At 50.3% G+C, this 16,768-nt stretch carries 14 protein-coding genes and 1 pseudogene; 5 read left to right on the forward strand and 10 right to left on the reverse strand.

The genetic code is table 11. The features are described from left to right. Window positions 1–80: 80 nt before the first annotated feature. Window positions 81–437, forward strand: coding sequence for a hypothetical protein (locus tag LC431_RS04065; RefSeq protein ID WP_013576272.1), 357 nt, complete (start codon window positions 81–83; stop codon window positions 435–437). 27 nt (window positions 438–464) lie between these two features. Here the strand turns inward: LC431_RS04065 and mdtG are convergent, their stop codons facing one another. The 4 genes from mdtG to LC431_RS04085 all read right to left on the reverse strand — a co-directional run bounded on the left by mdtG (window position 465) and on the right by LC431_RS04085 (window position 5,024). Then, a complete protein-coding gene (gene mdtG / locus LC431_RS04070; RefSeq protein ID WP_013576271.1) occupies window positions 465–1,703 on the reverse strand; it encodes a multidrug efflux MFS transporter MdtG in 1,239 nt (412 codons plus the stop codon). A gap of 265 nt (window positions 1,704–1,968) precedes the next feature. Next, window positions 1,969–2,403: a DoxX family protein gene (locus tag LC431_RS04075; protein WP_013576270.1), complete on the reverse strand. Its 435-nt coding sequence runs from the start codon at window positions 2,401–2,403 to the stop codon at window positions 1,969–1,971. A 211-nt stretch (window positions 2,404–2,614) separates the two neighbouring features. Then, entirely contained in the window at window positions 2,615–3,550 is a 936-nt protein-coding gene (locus tag LC431_RS04080) for a Kdo(2)-lipid IV(A) acyltransferase (protein WP_013576269.1), read from the reverse strand. Window positions 3,551–3,926: 376 nt separating this feature from the next. Next, window positions 3,927–5,024 (reverse strand): NADH:flavin oxidoreductase/NADH oxidase, encoded by a 1,098-nt coding sequence (locus LC431_RS04085; RefSeq protein ID WP_119261818.1) that lies wholly within the window; start codon window positions 5,022–5,024, stop codon window positions 3,927–3,929. A gap of 228 nt (window positions 5,025–5,252) precedes the next feature. Between LC431_RS04085 and LC431_RS04090 the strand changes: the two genes are divergently transcribed. Then, complete coding sequence (locus LC431_RS04090) at window positions 5,253–6,308, forward strand: rhodanese-related sulfurtransferase (RefSeq protein WP_223509297.1); 1,056 nt, start codon at window positions 5,253–5,255, stop codon at window positions 6,306–6,308. A 67-nt stretch (window positions 6,309–6,375) separates the two neighbouring features. Here LC431_RS04090 and LC431_RS04095 read toward each other — a convergent pair whose 3' ends face one another. Together LC431_RS04095 and LC431_RS04100 are read right to left on the reverse strand one after the other, a co-directional pair. Beyond that, the gene (locus tag LC431_RS04095; protein ID WP_015690191.1) at window positions 6,376–6,951 is read right to left on the reverse strand and encodes a YceI family protein; all 576 of its coding nucleotides are present in this window, start codon (window positions 6,949–6,951) and stop codon (window positions 6,376–6,378) included. A 64-nt stretch (window positions 6,952–7,015) separates the two neighbouring features. Then, window positions 7,016–7,561 (reverse strand): cytochrome b, encoded by a 546-nt coding sequence (locus LC431_RS04100; protein ID WP_013576265.1) that lies wholly within the window; start codon window positions 7,559–7,561, stop codon window positions 7,016–7,018. Window positions 7,562–8,115: 554 nt separating this feature from the next. Between LC431_RS04100 and LC431_RS04105 the strand changes: the two genes are divergently transcribed. From LC431_RS04105 to LC431_RS04115, 3 genes and pseudogenes are all read left to right on the forward strand, one after another. Then, window positions 8,116–9,258: an efflux RND transporter periplasmic adaptor subunit gene (locus tag LC431_RS04105; protein ID WP_223509299.1), complete on the forward strand. Its 1,143-nt coding sequence runs from the start codon at window positions 8,116–8,118 to the stop codon at window positions 9,256–9,258. A 9-nt stretch (window positions 9,259–9,267) separates the two neighbouring features. Beyond that, window positions 9,268–12,362 (forward strand): annotated as a pseudogene (locus tag LC431_RS04110) (efflux RND transporter permease subunit). Window positions 12,363–12,391: 29 nt separating this feature from the next. After that, window positions 12,392–13,435 carry an AI-2E family transporter gene (locus tag LC431_RS04115; protein ID WP_223509301.1) on the forward strand — a complete coding sequence of 348 codons (1,044 nt, stop codon included), beginning with the start codon at window positions 12,392–12,394 and terminating at the stop codon, window positions 13,433–13,435. 295 nt (window positions 13,436–13,730) lie between these two features. On the opposite strand, the gene LC431_RS04120 is transcribed toward LC431_RS04115, so the two are convergent. The 4 genes from LC431_RS04120 to dinI all read right to left on the reverse strand — a co-directional run bounded on the left by LC431_RS04120 (window position 13,731) and on the right by dinI (window position 16,715). Beyond that, complete coding sequence (locus LC431_RS04120; protein WP_223509302.1) at window positions 13,731–14,399, reverse strand: LuxR C-terminal-related transcriptional regulator; 669 nt, start codon at window positions 14,397–14,399, stop codon at window positions 13,731–13,733. Window positions 14,400–14,599: 200 nt separating this feature from the next. Next, window positions 14,600–15,715, reverse strand: coding sequence for an N-methyl-L-tryptophan oxidase (solA, locus tag LC431_RS04125; RefSeq protein WP_126124998.1), 1,116 nt, complete (start codon window positions 15,713–15,715; stop codon window positions 14,600–14,602). 144 nt (window positions 15,716–15,859) lie between these two features. Further along, complete coding sequence (bssS, locus tag LC431_RS04130; RefSeq protein ID WP_013576258.1) at window positions 15,860–16,114, reverse strand: biofilm formation regulator BssS; 255 nt, start codon at window positions 16,112–16,114, stop codon at window positions 15,860–15,862. A 346-nt stretch (window positions 16,115–16,460) separates the two neighbouring features. Next, window positions 16,461–16,715, reverse strand: a complete 255-nt coding sequence (dinI, locus tag LC431_RS04135) for a DNA damage-inducible protein I (RefSeq protein ID WP_223509304.1) — start codon at window positions 16,713–16,715, stop codon at window positions 16,461–16,463. Window positions 16,716–16,768: the final 53 nt, after the last annotated feature.

Here is a 16,768-nt window from a genome sequence, read left to right on the forward strand (position 1 = left end):
GTAAAAGTTTAGCAAACCGGCTACACGGGCAGCGTTTGAGGCATAAAGTGATTCTGACTTCTCAAGATAAGGTGAATGTTATGAAGACTCTTTCCCGCGTTTTGCTCATGCCGCTGTGTGGCCTTGGCGTATTATTCAGCGTGGCCAGTACCGCGGCTGAAAATACACATCCCCAATCACCGATAGAACAGCCGCACGGGTTGCCACCCTTCCACGGCGAGGGCATGCTGCCACCGCCGCCAATGATGGTCGGCTTTTGCCATCCGGGGCAACTGTTCTGTGCCAGCGTAGCCAGTGATAACCCGACTGAAACTATTCAGAAACTGACGTCGGTACTTCCGGCTACAACGGCAGGCAAGCATTACGAAGTGCGTCTGGCCGTCGTCGAGGTGCCGGATTACATGCCAGTGCCGCCGCTGGCAGAAAAATCTCAATAAGCCTGTTGCTGCTTCGTCGGCTGGAATTTAGTCAATCATGGCCTGATGAGGCCGGCGTTGCAGACACCAGTACGAATATCCCGCGTTGAATAACACCACCATCGCCGTAACAAAAAATACCGTCCGGAAGCCGTAACTGGCTGAGACCGCCGCACCCAGTAACGGACCGGTGACATTGCCCACATCACGGAACGACTGGTTGTAGCTGAATACCCGTCCTGCTACCTGATTAGTGCAGTTATAGATGAGCAGGGTCTGAACGGCCGGCAGCAATGCGCCATCGCAGGCACCCAGCAGAAAACGCAAAATACCCAGTTGCAGGGGAGTTTGTACCAGGGCCATCGGGATCAGCAACAACACAGATAACGCCATCATCGCCACCAGGATCCGCTCGGGGCCAATCCGGTCGCCGAGTTTGCCTAAACGCGGTGCACTCATCAGCGCGGCCACGCCAGGTACCGAAGCAATCATGCCGCTGATAAACGCCAGGTTTTGTGTATTACCGGCCAGCTCCCGTACGTAAAGCGTCAGGATCGGCGCAATCGAACCCGTCGCCACCTGAATAATCATGGTGGTGACAAACAAACACAGCACCAGTTTAGGATTTTTCAGCGAGGCAAAGACCTGCTTACGGTTCAGCATGTCTTTTTTGCTCACCGGGACAAACTGCTCACGGATAAAATAAAGCGTCATGATGAAACACAAAAACAGCACCGACGCGGTGATAAAGAACACCGGACGCAAACCATAGCTGTCCGCCAGCAACCCTCCGACCAGTGGCCCGAGCAGCGCACCGCTGACACCGCCAGTTGATAACGTACCCAGCGCCCAGCCGCTTTTATTGCGTGGGATTTGTGTGGCGATCAGCGCGTTAGCATTGGGAACAAATCCACCCAGCAAGCCAAGTAACGCGCGAAGAATCAGGAACTGCCAGATATTCTGCGCGAAGCCCATTAATACCATGACGATGGACATGCCGAGTGCGGATCGCAGCAGCATGATTTTGCGGCCTTTACGATCCGCGAGTCCGCCCCAGAAGGGGGAGGCGATGGCGGAAAACAAGAAGGTGATACTGAAAACCAGCCCCGACCACATATTCAGGGATTCATGACCGGTTACGCCGAGGGTTTCCACGTAAAGGGGCAGGAAGGGCATGATCAGACTGAATGCGGCACCGGTCAGGAAGCAACCGATCCAGGCGACAAACAGATTACGTTTCCAGTTAATGGGATCTGGGGCGATTTCAGGTTCAGAGGCCGAAGTCATAAAATACCGAAGAAAGAGGTCAGATTCGCTCTGGAATGACACAAAGAAACAAGGCAGAGCATAAGTAACAATCAATTGGCTTAATAATTATGCGCCTAATTATCATTCACTTCAATGATGTTAACGAACTGTAACAAGCGAAGTGAAATACAGGTTCAAAAAGTCTGGAGGAGTGAGGGAGAGCAGATGAAAGCCAAAAAAACGGTCAGCAAGGAGGCTGACCGCGACAGACAAAGAATTAAAAACGCAATACTAAAACCGGATCTTAGCGCAGGGCTTCGTTCTTCATGACAGAGTAGCGGCCGCTGCCCAGGAACATGATGACCAGACCACCAAAGAAGTACAGAGCTTCACCTTCCAGCCCCCATGCACCGACTTCAGTAACGGTGAAAAATTTGCCACCCACGACCAGGAAAACTGCCACTAAAATGTTGAATGCCAGCACCAGAGCGGCAGGGCGGGTCAAGATGCCCAGAATAATCAGAACCGGCGCAATCACTTCACCGATGTACGCACCGTAAGCAATAAAGCCCGGCAGGCCATCAGCCTGTAACATCTGTGCAATCCAGCCCACGCCATTTTCCATTTTTGCTACACCATGGAATAAAACTAAAATACCAAAAGTCAGACGCAACAAAAGCTTACCAAAGTTCTGATGATCAACAGCACGGGTAAAAGCGGAGTTCAGTTTTGCCAACATAATGTGTTCCTTGCAAAGGTAACATGCCTTTAAGAGGCGGGAGGCACGCGGCTCCAAAATCAGCGGAGTAATCACATGCAGAAATTATGGAGAGAGTATTGGCCTAAATCGGGTGGGATCAAATCTGATAAGTTTGAAGAAGTCTGTGAAAAAAACTGATGAAGCAAATCAAAAAAACCGGACCTGCGGCTGCCGGACCGGTTCCGGGTGATTAATCGCTAAGGGCTTTATAGAGCGAAGGCTCACCTTGCGGGCGTGTTTTAAAGCGACGGTGCAGCCACATATATTGCTCCGGCGCCTGACAGATCTCGTTTTCCACCACTTTATTCATATACGTGGCGGCAACCACTTCATCATCCAGCGGGAAGTCAGCGACCTGAGGGTGAATAATCATCTCATAACCTTCCCCTTTCGGCAGACGGCGCGGAGTGAAGGGAATAATTGCCGGTTTGCCCATGCGTGCCAGCAGATATGTCCCGGTGGTGGTGGCGGCTTTATCGACCGCGAAGAACGGTACAAATACGCTGGCGCGCGGGCCGTAGTCATGATCAGGCGCGTACCAGATGATGTCGCCTTGCTTGAGGCTGCGGATCATCCCTTTGAGATCTTTGCGATCCAGCATCCCTTTATTCGAGCGCATTCGGCCTTTGGTCTGGATCCAATCCATCAGCTTGTTATCGTGAGGACGGTAAACCCCCACGCCAGGATTATGGATACCAAAGATACGTGCACCCAGTTCCAGCGTCAGGAAATGTACACCGATCAGCAGAACGCCTTGCTTGTTATCACGCGCATGCTGGATATGTTCCAGACCGCTGACTTTAAACCAGCGCTCGATGCGCCAGTCTGGCCAGAACCACGCCATGCCGGTTTCAAACAACCCCATGCCGACGGATTCGAAATTTTTCACAATCATATCTTCGCGCTGTTCCGGGCGCATATCCGGGAAACACAATTCGATATTGCGTCTGGCGATTTTATAGCGACGTTTCAGGAAGCGCATTGAGAAGCGACCCAGCCCGGTACCGATGCGATAAATAACCGGATAAGGCAGTAACACCAGTGCATAAAGCAGTCCCAGACCCATCCAGGTGATCCAGTAACGAGGGTGCAGTAACGAACGATTAAAGGTTGGTACCTGAGTCATAGAATCTCTGCGTCAGTGAGTCGAAGTAGAAAGTTTATAAGCTCTGTCTAATGCAGCAGCCTGCCACAGAAACACGCACACATATTCATCCGGAATATGTGTTGTCCGTTATCTTCTGCAGCAAAGTGACATATTGTGGCATTTTTTTGATGTGAGGTGAAAATTCACGGCACTAATACCTCATTTATTTATAGGTTGAGTGAATGAAAAACAAAACGAATTCTCATTAATGTCCCGGCATATTCATTCACCATCAATTCAAATATCAATAGAGAATGTCTTTTTGTCAATGAAACGGGCGGCTGTCGGGCCGCCCGTGATCACGTTTGCAAAATCCCCTTTCTGGCGACTTTCGCGTTAATCTTAAATCTGGTTATTATTCCGGCAGGAAAAGGCCTTTGACGCTATGCGGTTCGCTGCGCCAGTACTGTTTCGGCGCGGCCACTTTTTCCCCCAGTTTTGCCGCTGCATGCCAGGGCCAGCGCGGGTTATACAAAATACCGCGTGCCAGAGCAATCATGTCTGCCTGTCCGGTGCCGATAATGGCTTCCGCCTGTTCCGGTTCAGTGATCAGACCCACAGCGATCACCGGCATTTTCACATAACGCTTAATGCCATCAGCAAATGGCACCTGATAGTTCGGGCCGACGGTGATTTTCTGATGCGGACTCAGACCGCCGCTGGAGACGTGAATGTAGCTGCAACCCAGTTCATCAAGCGCTTTGGCGAGTTCAATGGATTGCTCCAGATCCCAGCCTCCCTCCACCCAGTCGGTGGCGGAAATACGCACACCAATCGGTTTTTCTGCCGGGAATGCCGCACGGATTTCCCCGAAGATCTCCAGCAGCAGGCGCATACGGTTTTCCAGTGAGCCGCCGTACTGGTCGGTGCGCTGGTTTGAAAGTGGCGACAGGAACTGGTGCAGCAGATAACCGTGAGCGCCGTGCAGTTCCAGCAGATCAAAGTCCAGACGGTCGGCGCGACGGACTGTATCGACATAGGCTTTTTTCAGCTCAGCGATTCGCTCCAGCGACATTGCCTGCGGGGCCTCAGTGCCTTCGGTGAAGGCGACGGCGGAAGGCGCAATCGTCTGCCAGCCACCCGCTGACTGGGCGATTTGTGCTCCGCCTTGCCACGGCGCAGCACACGACGCTTTACGTCCCGCATGTCCGAGTTGCAGGCCAAGTGGCATATCGCTGTTTTCACGTAAGCCGGTCACTAAATCCTTCATGGCCGCTTCGGTTGCATCGTCCCACAAGCCCAGATCCTGAGCCGAGATACGCCCCACGGCCTCGACAGCGGTCGCTTCCAGGATCAGCAAACCCGCACCTGAAAAGGATAACTGCCCGAGATGCGCGTGATGCCAGGACGTGGCTTTCCCTTCGTCGGATGAATACTGGCACATTGGCGCGATCACGATGCGGTTAGCGAGTGTCAGCTTCCCTAAGGAAATCGGTTCAAAAAGCTTACTCATGTTTCATGCCCCTTAAAATTCAGCGTGGTGATGGACTACAAGAATAGATAACAACTAAGAATAGGTTATCGCATTTCAAAAATGGGCAATGTACAGCAGGTGTTTTTCTCCTGACGAATTTGCAACGGGAGATGTCCTCATTGTTGCTTTAATGTATAATCTTGCCGCTTCAAAAGTAGCTATTCGGTATCAATAGTTAAATTCCCCTGAAAGACAGGAACGTACACCATGCCAGTGTTACATAACCGTATTTCTAATGAGGAACTGCGTGCGCGCATGTTGGCTGAAACTGAGCCCCGCACTACGGTTTCTTTTTATAAGTATTTCCAGCTCGAAGATCCAAAAGCCTTTCGTGACGCCCTGTACGTCAGCCTGACACGCCTTAACGTATTTGGCCGTATTTACGTGGCAAAAGAAGGGATTAACGCACAAATCAGCGTGCCGCAAAGCCAGTTTGAAGCGTTCAAAACCGTGCTGTTTTCCAGCCATCCGGCGCTGGATCAGATCCGCCTGAATGTCGCGCTGGAAGATGATGGTAAATCCTTCTGGGTGTTGCGTCTCAAAGTGCGTGACCGCATTGTCGCGGACGGGATTGATGATGATTCTTTCGACCCGTCAAATGTGGGTGAGTACCTGAAAGCCGAACAGGTCAACGCCATGATTGACGATCCGGACACATTGTTTGTCGATATGCGCAACCACTACGAATACGAAGTGGGGCATTTTGATAATGCGATTGAAGTCCCGTCTGACACTTTCCGCGATCAACTGCCTATGGCCGTTGACATGCTTAAAGAAGACAAAGACAAGAAAATCGTGATGTATTGCACTGGCGGCATTCGCTGTGAGAAAGCCAGCGCGTACATGTTGCATAACGGTTTTAAAAACGTCTATCACGTGGAAGGCGGTATTATCGAATATGCACGCCGTGCCAAAGAGCAGGGGTTACCGGTAAAATTTAAAGGCAAAAACTTTGTCTTTGATGAGCGTATGGGCGAGCGTATTTCCGATGACGTGATTGCACACTGTCACCAGTGCGGTGTGGCCTGCGATAACCATACCAACTGCAAAAACGACGGCTGCCATCTGCTGTTTATTCAGTGCCCGACGTGTGCGGCGAGATTTGACGGCTGTTGCAGCGAAATCTGTATGACAGAGCTGAAGCTGCCAGTAGAAGAACAACGTGCATTGCGCGCGGGTCGTGAGAATGGCATAAAAATATTCAATAAGTCCAAAGGATTATTGCAAACCACCATGCATATTCCGGCACCTGAAAACGACTGACCGGCGTGTATAAAAAAGCCCTGAATGGCGGCAGCGATTCAGGGCTTTATACGTTGAGGGATGGGGATTACTTCTCCTGCACACCCTCGACCGAAATAATCAGCTCGACATTCTGCGATGCCGGACCGAGATCGGTAGTAATTCCATAATCCTTCAGCGCGATGGACCCTGCCGCTTCAAAACCTGCACGATAACCGCCCCATGGATCCTTGCCCTGACCGAGCAACTTAGCCTGTAACGTTAAAGGTTTGGTGACGCCGTTCAGCGTGAAATCGCCAGTCACTGCCAGATTTTCACCTTCTTTCTTCACTGACGTTGATTTGAATGTGGCCTGCGGATGTTTGCCAACATTCAGGAATTCAGCGCTGCGCAAATGTTTGTCACGTTCGGCGTGATTGGTGAATACGCTGGTGGTGTTAATCGTGACATTCACTTTATCCGCAGCGGGATCTTTCTCATCAAAAGTGAATCCGCCATCGAAATCATTAAAGCTGCCGTACAGCCAGCTGTAACCTAAATGCTTGATACGGAATTCAATAAAAGCGTGCTGACCTTCTTTGTCGATCTTGTAGCTGGCTGCCGTTGCCGAACCCGCCGCCAGTAACAGCGACGCCAGGGTTAAACCCAGAGTGGTCTTTTTCAACATGGTTATTCTCCGTTTATCCATAATATGAACAACATAAGTAAAGAGCTGACCGTGAGCCGGATCAGCGCCCCAGCATGCGGGTCAGGGTGCTGTCACGATCGATGAAATGATGTTTAAGCGCGGCAAGGGCGTGAAAACCTGAGATGATCACAATGCCCCACGCCATCCACAGATGCAGCGTGCCCGCGATATCGGCCTGTTGTTCCAGTCCAGACAGTGTGGCAGGGATCTCAAACCAGCCGAAGACACTGACAGGCTGACCTTCAGCCGTCGAAATCAGATAACCGCTGATCAGAATGCCGAACAGGCCGATGAACAGCAGAACATGAGCCAGCCAGGCGCCAATACGCGTTTTCACGCTGTAGCTTGCCAGCGGCTTAGGTGGCGGAGAAATAAACCGCCAAGCAAGACGAAATACCATCGCAGCAAAAATCAGGATGCCGATACTTTTATGTATTTCCGGTGCACGGTGATACCAGGTGTCGTAATAGCCCAATCCGACCATCCATAATCCCAGTGCAAATAAACCATAAACGGCCACAGCGATGAGCCAGTGAATTAACACTGAAATATGGCCAAAGCGTGCAGGTGTATTTTTCCACAGCATAAGATGATGTTCTCAGTGAAGAGGGTGTTTGTGGAAAATAAACATTTGGAAACATATTGGCAAACTATTATTTTCAAATTAACCGATTAATTTAACTTGTTCATTATTTTTGATGGTATCAGGAAGGTTTCCTTCAGTGCTTTTGCTTTTGTTATCTTACGGCGGTTTTGATTATATCGATTTCAGTGATGACAGGGGTCTGTAAGGTTTTGTCATCGAAGGTAAAGTTAATCCTGATACTAAAAATTTGAGTAAAAATAATGATTTCAGGAGTGATTAATCCTTGTTGATGCTTTTCATTAGCCGGTCATTTTATGTGAACATGAAGTTTTGTTATTCAGGCTATCAATCTAAATGTTTCTTAAATAAAACGTAAATATGTTAAAGGTTGATTCTCGAGGTGATCGAGATCAGTTTGTGATATCAGACAATATTTATAATTCTCAATAATCCTGATTAGGAATTTTTTTATAGATTAATATTTGATGTTTGCCGGTGTGGGCGCTTTAGCTGAATTAAAAGAGCACCATCCGACATCACATGGAGAGTGACATATGTTTCCTGCAATGAGCCGTTTTATGGCAGTGCCAGTGCTGCTGACAACATTATTATTCCCCCTGACCCGCGTGGCGGCGCAGCCTTTGCCGACAGTGACCACTGAGACCATCACCACTCAACCTGATGGCGTCAGCCGGACCTATCTCGGGCGTCTTGAAGCTGTTCAGGCCGTCAATGTGACCAGCCGGACTGAAGGATTTATCGCCCGCCGGGCCTTTGAGGAGGGGCAGTTTGTGAATGCCGGCGACGTCTTGTATGAAATCGATCCCGCCTTGCATCAGGTGGCTGTCGCTCAGGCCAAAGCCCAGCTCGACAGCGCCAATGCTACCGCACGCCATGCACAAACCCATCTGAACCGCATACAGCGTCTCGGTGATGCGCGTACCGTCAGCCAGTCTGATGTCGATACCGCGCTGGCTGCCCGTGATACCGCCCGTGCGGCTGTCGCGCAGGCGCAGGCGGCGTTAAAAACGCAGGAACTGCAACTAAGCTATACCCGCATTACGGCGCCCATTGCAGGGCGCATCGGCGTGAGCCATTTTCATACCGGCAGTCTGGTGAATCCGGCCAGCGGTGCACTCACGGAAATCGTGCAGCTCGATCCGGTACGTGTGGTGATTTCAGTGAATGAACGTGATGTTCTCAGTGCCAGCCACAGCAGTGGCACGCTGGAAGACGCTTTCTCTGCCGATAACATGACGCTTTCTCTGCGCTTATCGGACGGTTCACCTTATATGAAAGCGCCCGTGCTGGAATCCCTCGGCAATCGTATTGATGCGCAAACAGGGACCTTGCCGGTCAGGCTGACTGTGGCAAATCCAGACCATCGTTTGCTGCCGGGGGGCACCGTGAATGTGGCCGCAGCGCCGCGTTCCGGACATTCTCTGCCGGTACTGCCTGCGCAGGCTTTGCAGCAAAATGCGGCAGGGCACTTTGTCTTGCTGGTGAATGCCGGACAGCGCGTGGAAGCACGCCCGGTGCGTCTTGGTGCACAAACGGGACACGGCTATTTCGTCATTGAGGGTTTGCAGGGCGGAGAAAAAGTTGTGACAGAAGGCCTGCAATGGATCCGGCCAGGTATGGAAGTGAATGCACGGGCTGCTACGGATGCCCCGGATATGGCCGCGAAGAAACGTTAAGGAATAACGATGCTCCAGCAATTTATTAAAAGACCCCGCTTTGCGGTTGTCATCGCGCTGGTGACGGCGCTGATCGGTGCCGTCGCCCTGAAGGTCATTCCGGTTGAGCAATATCCGGATATCACGCCACCCGTGGTGTCAGTCAGTGCTATTTATCCCGGTGCGAGTGCACGGGACGTAGCGGAATCCGTTGCCGCGCCGATTGAGGCGCAGGTTAACGGTGTCAGTAACATGCTGTATATGTCGTCGAACAGCGGCAATAACGGCAGCTACACGCTGACTATTACGTTCGCCAGCGGTACGGATCCGGATACGGCGGCTGTTGAAGTACAAAACCGTATTTCACAGGTCAGCTCACGTCTTCCGCCGGAAGTGCTGAACACGGGCGTGTCGGTGCGCAAACAGGCTTCTAATATTCTGATGGGCATCAGCCTCCTTTCACTGGAAAATACCCATGACATGCTGTTTATCAGCAACTTTGCCAGCATTCAGTTGCGTGATGCGCTGGCGCGTGTGGATGGTGTAGGTGATGTCCGGGTTTTCGGTTCCCGTGACTACAGCATGCGTATCTGGCTGGACCCGCGCAAAATGGAAGCGCTGGATGTCAGCAGTATGGAAATCAGCGCCGCTATTCAGAATCAGAATGTGCAGGCGGCGGCCGGGCAGATTGGCGCGTCACCGAGTCCGTCAATGCAGCAGCAAACCCTGACCATCAGCGGCGCGGGCGTCTGAGTTCGCCGGAAGAGTTCGGCAATATTATTGTGCGTAAAAATGCTCATGGCGGTACGGTGCGTTTGCGCGATGTCGCGCGTATTGAACTGGGTGCGCAGGATTATCAGGTGAATGCGACACTGAATCAGACGCCGTCTGCCTTCCTGTCAGTCTATCCCGCGCCGGGGGCAAATGCGCTGAATGTGGCGAATGCTGTGCGGGAGGAAATGTCGCGTCAGGCACGCAATTTCCCGGATGATCTTACCTATGAAATCAAATTCGACTCGACTCGTTTTGTCAGTGCTACGCTTGATGAGATTGCCGTTTCACTGGTACTGACCTTCGTCGTCGTCCTGTCGATTGTTTATCTGTTCCTGCAAAGTATGCGGGCGACATTCATCGTCGCACTGACCATTCCGGTGTCTTTACTGGGGACGTTTGCCGTGCTTTATGCCTTTGGCTATTCCGCCAACACCCTCAGCTTATTTGCCATTATTTTGGCGCTGACGGTAGTGGTCGATGACGCCATCGTGGTGGTGGAAAACGTTGAGCGCCTGATGATGGAGGATCCGTCGCTCGGGCGTGTGGCCGCAACCCGCAAAGCTCTGAAGCAAATTGCCGGGCCGGTCATCGCCACTACTGTGGTTCTGCTGGCGGTATTTGTGCCCATTGCGGTTCTGCCGGGTATTACCGGTGCGCTGTATCGTCAGTTTGCTGTCACTCTGTCGGCGGCCGTTGTTCTTTCAAGTATCAACGCGCTGACCCTGACCCCAGCGCTGTGCGCAACCCTTCTCAAGCCGCGACCTGCGAAGCCGGCCCGTGTTTTCCACTGGTTTAATCAGGGGCTGGACGCTGTTCGCGATGTCTATGTGAAAGCCGCACGGGGCATCAGTAAAAATGTGTTCACCAGCGTTGTAACGGTTCTGGTGATCGGCGGAGCCTGTGTATGGGGCTACAGCAGTTTGCCAAAATCCTTCCTGCCGGATGAAGATCAGGGCTACTTCTTCGTGAATGTGCAGTTACCCGACGGGGCGTCATTAAACCGCACTGATGCCGTGCTCGGGCAGATGCAGCAGATTATGCAAAAAGACCCGGCGGTCGAGGATGTGATCGCCATCAGTGGCTTCAGCCTGCTGAGTGGCGGGAGTTCGCCAAACGCCGCCTTTGGTATCGTATTGCTCAAGCCGTGGGGTGAACGCGACAGTGTGGATCAGGTGATTGGTCGCCTGCAACCGGCGATGGCGGGTATTCCATCTGCAATGATTATGGCAATAAATCCGCCCGCGATTTCCGGATTAGGTACGGCCTCAGGGCTGGATTTACGTTTGCAGGCGTTACAGGGGCAATCGCCACAGGAACTGGCTCTCACCGGACAGGCGCTGATCCAGGCCGCTAACCAGGATCCTAATCTGAGCCGTGTGTTTACTACCTTTAGTGCATCCGTGCCGGAAATCGCCCTGAGTGTGGATCGTGACCGTGCGGCGCTGTTACAGGTACCGGTCAGCCGTATTTTCGGTACGTTGCAGACATCACTTGGTGGCGTGAACGTCAGCGATTTCATCATCAAAAACCGCCTGTTTAATGTGCAGATGCAAAACGAAATGGAAGATCGCCAGCGCGCAGACCAGATATCCACACTCACGGTACGCAGCGACAACGGCTCACTGGTTAGCCTGGCGAAGATGGTTGAACTGACACCGTCGCTGGGTGCACCGTTTATCACGCAATATAATCAGTTCCCTTCACTGGCTATCAGCGGCTCGGCGGCACCCGGCATCAGTTCCGGTGAGGCGATGGCGCAGATGGAACATATCCTGAGCGAGAAGCTGCCTGCGGGTTACGGCTATGAATGGACCGGCATGTCATTGCAGGAAATTCAGGCTGGTGGCCAGGCCATCCTTATCTATGCCGCGGCACTGCTGTTTGCGTATCTGTTTCTGGTGGCGCAATACGAAAGCTGGAGCATTCCTCTTGTTGTGATGATTTCTGTGATTTTCGCGGTGTTTGGTGCAATCGGCGGCCTGCACATGGCGGGGCTGAGCAACGACGTATATGCTCAGATTGGTATGGTCTTGTTAATCGGCCTCGCGGCGAAAAATGCCATTCTGATTGTTGAATTCTCAAAAGCCAGAAGAGAAGAGGGGGCATCTGTCAGCGAAGCGGCGCAGGACGGCGCGAAACAGCGTTTCCGTGCGGTAATGATGACGGCAATCTCGTTCATTCTCGGGGTGTTACCGCTGGTCATGGCATCCGGTGCAGGTGCCATGAGTCGGCATATCATCGGCGTTACGGTGTTCAGTGGTATGTTGCTATCCACGACGGTGGGGATCCTGTTTATTCCGGCGCTGTATCTGCATATCCAGCGTCTGCGTGAGTGGGTGAAATCTCGCTAAGGATCCGGCCAGCTTCAGGAGAGAAAGGCTTGCGTAAAACGATCGTGACAACTCAGGGTCTGAAAATTGTTGTAATGATGGCGATGCTGGTAGTGATCTTCGCGGGGATTAAATCTGCTGCAGATATCATCGTGCCCTTTATTCTGGCGCTGTTTCTGGCTTTCGTATTGAATCCGCTGATTGTCTTACTGGAAAAATGGCGGGTGCCCCGGGCACTCGCTGTTTTGCTGGTGGCAACGCTGGTGATTTGCATGATGGTTTTTCTGACCACCAAACTGCTGGTGACGCTCAATGAATTTGCCCGCACATTGCCACAATATCGCGGGCTTATTGTCGACAAACTCAGTGATATTGAGGCCTGGTTTCCGCAAAGCGAACTGACGTTATCTCCCGAGCAACTGGCCAGTTACATCGATCCGGCGGCGACGCTGAATATGGTCAGTAAGTTAATCAGCTATTTGTCCAACGCCATGGCCGGTCTGTTCTTACTGCTGATGACCGTGGCATTCATGCTGCTTGAAGTCCCGCAACTGCCCTACAAAGTGGAGCAGATGTCTGAGGACCCGGGCAAAGGAATGACTAATATTCAGCGTGCCCTGGACAGCGTGACACGCTATCTGGTGATCAAAACGCTGATAAGTGTGGTGACGGGGCTGGCAGTTTGGGCTTTGCTGGCAGTTACCGGCATCCGTTTTGCGTTCCTGTGGGGGATGCTGGCTTTCGCCCTGAATTACATTCCCAATATTGGTTCTTTTATCGCGGCTATTCCGCCGATCATTCAGGCATTTTTGTTTAACGGTTTCAGCGAAGGGTTGATCCTGGCAGGGGGTTATATCCTCATCAATCTGATTTTCGGCAGCATTATTGATCCGAAAATTCTGGGGCGCGGATTGGGGTTATCGACGCTTGTGGTCTTTATGTCGCTGATATTCTGGGGATGGCTGATGGGGCCGGTCGGCATGTTGCTTTCGGTGCCGCTGACGATTGTGCTCAAAATAGCCCTTGAACCCACGGCGGCAGGCCACAAAATTGCCGTGCTTCTGGGCGATGGTCCGCCAGAACATAAAAGTTAGCTTTTCTCTTCAAAATGATGAGCAAACATTTCAATTTTTTTATGCATTAAGCGAATCACTGAAAGCAGGATGTTTGTGATTTTTGTGGGAGTCGCGTGACGAGAAATTATGCTTGTCATTGGTGAGGCTGCTCAAGATGAGTCTGCTAACATTAAGGCCATCGTCGGCTTCTGTCGTCATAGTGCAACCTGGCGAGAGAGAGAAGGGATACAAACAAGATATTTAAAAAGATGGGTGAAGAATATCACGATATAAAATGCCCTGAATTATCAGGGCATTTAGGGTTTTTGCAGGTTTAGCTATAAGTTTTGTAAATCATCTGCAAGTCGTCTTTAATTTGTCGGCTGATTGGCGTGGCAGAAATATCATCAATGGGCCAGAATAAATACTTAATCAGGTTGTAAATGAAACAAAATTCCAGCCGGTTACGGACTTTGATTTTCTGCGCCAGATGTCGTTTATGGACATATACTGTACGGCTGCTGATGTTTAATTTTCTGGCAATGCGGTAGTTCGGCATCTCAGACATCCAGTAGCTCATTACCAGAATTTCCTGATCGCTAAGTAACATTTTTGGCAAACCGAAGTTATTTATCGGCATAAATGCTTCGGGATCTGCTGCAATCTGCTGCAAGAGGGAGGTGAGTGCCTGCTTGTTGAGAATAGAGACTTCGCGGGTAACGGCAATCGGTGTTTCGGAATCCGGGTAACTGGCGTCAACGTAGCAGTATATTCGGGCGCTTTGACGAAATTCAAAAAAAGCTTTTAATTCCTCAGATACTTCTGCGTTATGGCAATAGTTTGTCATATTCACAAGAATAATATCAGGCTGAAATTCAGGAATTAGATTGAGGGAGTGAGAAATATTCACAGTGTCGATAATATCGAGGCTGTTATTTTCAATAAGATAAGAGAAAATTCCTAAACGCGTAAAACCACAGGGTTCAATTATACAAATTTTCATACCACGTCCTTGTCATGCGTAACATTACGCGCCGAAACCACTCCTGTGATTTCTGTATCCAGCATAGATTCTTTTCTATAATGCTGTCAATTCGTAAATTCCAGTCTATTGATCTTGTTCAAACTGAAATTGAAAAAATCGTATCGTTAATAAAATGATAACCCTCGATAAATATTCACGAGGGTTGAAATTATTTTACGTTAATTGAACCGCGTAAGAGAAAAGGGGGTGAGATCAAAAGGAATAGGATGATTGTTACCGAAGTGAGTAACTATTTCCCCTAATACGCTGGCGAATTTAAAACCGTGACCACTTAATCCCGAAATCACTAAGGTATTTTCTCTGCCCGGCAGGGTATCAATAATGAAATCTTCATCAGTCGTCATGTCATAAGTGCATGACGCACCACGCAAACTGACACCTACACCCGGCAGGAAATGGCGGAAGAAATTGAAGGACTCTGTGCCATCCTGACTGACGCTGCCGTAAGGTTTACGCTGCTCGGGTTCCGTTATCCATTGACCACCGTTATGTTTACCTAACTTAAGTTCATCCTTCACTGAGGGGAATCCGTAGTACTGATCGCCTTGCAGAGTTTCGAGCGTAAAGGCTGGAAAATGGTTTTCTTCACTGTAGCGGCCATCTGCATGGAACCAGGCAAACACCTTACGCAGAGGCTTCACGGGTAATTCCGGGAGGATTTTCGTGACCCAGGTTCCCGCCGTTACCACCAGTTTGGCCCCGCGGTAGACTCCGTCAATCGTTGATACTTCAATGCCATCATCCAGCCAGTTAATACTTTCAACGGGACAGTTGAATAATTGCGCACAGCCTGCTTCCCGTGCGAGACGAATGTATGCCGCAACCGCCATTTCACTTTGCAGAAAACCCGAGTTGGGTTCGTATACACCGCAATAGCCGTCCTGCAACGTGAACAGAGGCCACTTTTCGCGAATTTCAGCCGCACTGAGGGATTGTATGACGAGATTGTAGGTTTCTGCGCTGTTCTTAACGTTACTGATAAATTCAGAGTTTTCAGGACCAATATTCAGGACGCCGCTACGATGGAAAATCTTATCGCTGCTCAGTTCTGCCAGCTCATCCCAAAGTGTTTGAGCTCTCAGCAGCATTGGCACATAACGGGAACCTTCGCCGTAAGCGTGGCGGATAAGGCGCGTTTCGCCATGGTGACTGCCCGCCTGATGGGGTGGCATTGCGCTATCTATCATCAGCACTTTCAAGCCGGAACGGGTGGCGTAGTAGCCTGCGGCTGAACCGACCGAACCGCTGCCCACGATAATGAGATCGTAATCCATAATTCAAACGTTCCTGTGGTGAGAATTTTTAACAAACTGGCTACTGGCATGATAGAGAGTTTAAGGCGAAGAAGGCAAGCAGCGCGGAGGCAAAGAAAAAGGCACCAGGATAAATCGCTGGTGCCTCAGACTGGCAGGTAAAGATTAGTGTTTTCGGTGATCACTGTATTCGTACTCGTTAGATTCTATCTTTTCGATGCCGGCTTCAAGAATGTTAATGAGTTGCCGTGCAACGTCGGTAGTTAACCACAAGGTTCTGTCTACCTGAGCATCCTCGGGTGTCTGGTCTTTTGAAGACAGGTAATGAAGGCGTATCATCATGGCATCATAAGAGTCGACGGTACTGATATCCCAACCAACAAGCGGGTGTGTCTGAATAACTTCATCATTTCTGTCCATATAGACCCCTTATATTGTAGTGACTGACGTGAGTGACTATCTGAGGATCAAGGCGGCTCATTATCATGTGAGCAATTTCAGTATAAACAGATAAACCGATTTATGGAGTGATTTAAGCGTATTAAATTGTAAATAATTTGTGTTGATTATTTATTCAGCGGAATAATCTGAGATTAACTTAAATTTTATTTTTCAGAAGAGTCTGTTTTATGCAGTAAAAAAGAATAAAAAACCGGACTGCGACGCCCGGTGAAATACACCAATAGCCTTGCGGCGTGGTTTTAATAAACCTGATTATTATAGATAGGGAGTAAAAAGTGAATGGCTTTTCAGGGATTTCATCGGGTTACTCATCGTTCTGATTTGAGAACCAGTCATCAGCGCTTTCCCAGGTTTCCTGAAGAATTTCCTCGATAAGGTCACGGTCAGTTTTTGCGCCACCCAAAACGGACAGGCTATTTGCCCCCGCATAGCGGACCTGAATTTTATTTTCGCAGTCAGAAAACTGTTTGTTAATTCTTTTACTCAATTCACCTGATAACGCATCCAGCGCGCCAGCAGGCAGAGGCTTGGTTTTATCGATTGTGACTTCAACACGCATAGGACCTCCTGAATAGATTTGACTGTATATTTATACAGTCAAATCATGATCAG

This window comes from Rahnella sp. GSA61A (assembly GCF_019969905.1).
GTDB lineage: Bacteria > Pseudomonadota > Gammaproteobacteria > Enterobacterales > Enterobacteriaceae > Rahnella > Rahnella aceris.

What these genes read in the sequence shown, in the direction of transcription:
- LC431_RS04065 (WP_013576272.1), top strand. Translation starts at nt 81, where the DNA reads ATGAAGACTCTTTCCCGCGTTTTGCTCATGCCGCTGTGTGGCCTTGGC.
- mdtG (WP_013576271.1), bottom strand. Translation starts at nt 1,703, where the DNA reads ATGACTTCGGCCTCTGAACCTGAAATCGCCCCAGATCCCATTAACTGG.
- LC431_RS04075 (WP_013576270.1), bottom strand. Translation starts at nt 2,403, where the DNA reads ATGTTGGCAAAACTGAACTCCGCTTTTACCCGTGCTGTTGATCATCAG.
- LC431_RS04080 (WP_013576269.1), bottom strand. Translation starts at nt 3,550, where the DNA reads ATGACTCAGGTACCAACCTTTAATCGTTCGTTACTGCACCCTCGTTAC.
- LC431_RS04085 (WP_119261818.1), bottom strand. Translation starts at nt 5,024, where the DNA reads ATGAGTAAGCTTTTTGAACCGATTTCCTTAGGGAAGCTGACACTCGCT.
- LC431_RS04090 (WP_223509297.1), top strand. Translation starts at nt 5,253, where the DNA reads ATGCCAGTGTTACATAACCGTATTTCTAATGAGGAACTGCGTGCGCGC.
- LC431_RS04100 (WP_013576265.1), bottom strand. Translation starts at nt 7,561, where the DNA reads ATGCTGTGGAAAAATACACCTGCACGCTTTGGCCATATTTCAGTGTTA.
- LC431_RS04105 (WP_223509299.1), top strand. Translation starts at nt 8,116, where the DNA reads ATGTTTCCTGCAATGAGCCGTTTTATGGCAGTGCCAGTGCTGCTGACA.
- LC431_RS04120 (WP_223509302.1), bottom strand. Translation starts at nt 14,399, where the DNA reads ATGAAAATTTGTATAATTGAACCCTGTGGTTTTACGCGTTTAGGAATT.
- solA (WP_126124998.1), bottom strand. Translation starts at nt 15,715, where the DNA reads ATGGATTACGATCTCATTATCGTGGGCAGCGGTTCGGTCGGTTCAGCC.
- bssS (WP_013576258.1), bottom strand. Translation starts at nt 16,114, where the DNA reads ATGGACAGAAATGATGAAGTTATTCAGACACACCCGCTTGTTGGTTGG.
- dinI (WP_223509304.1), bottom strand. Translation starts at nt 16,715, where the DNA reads ATGCGTGTTGAAGTCACAATCGATAAAACCAAGCCTCTGCCTGCTGGC.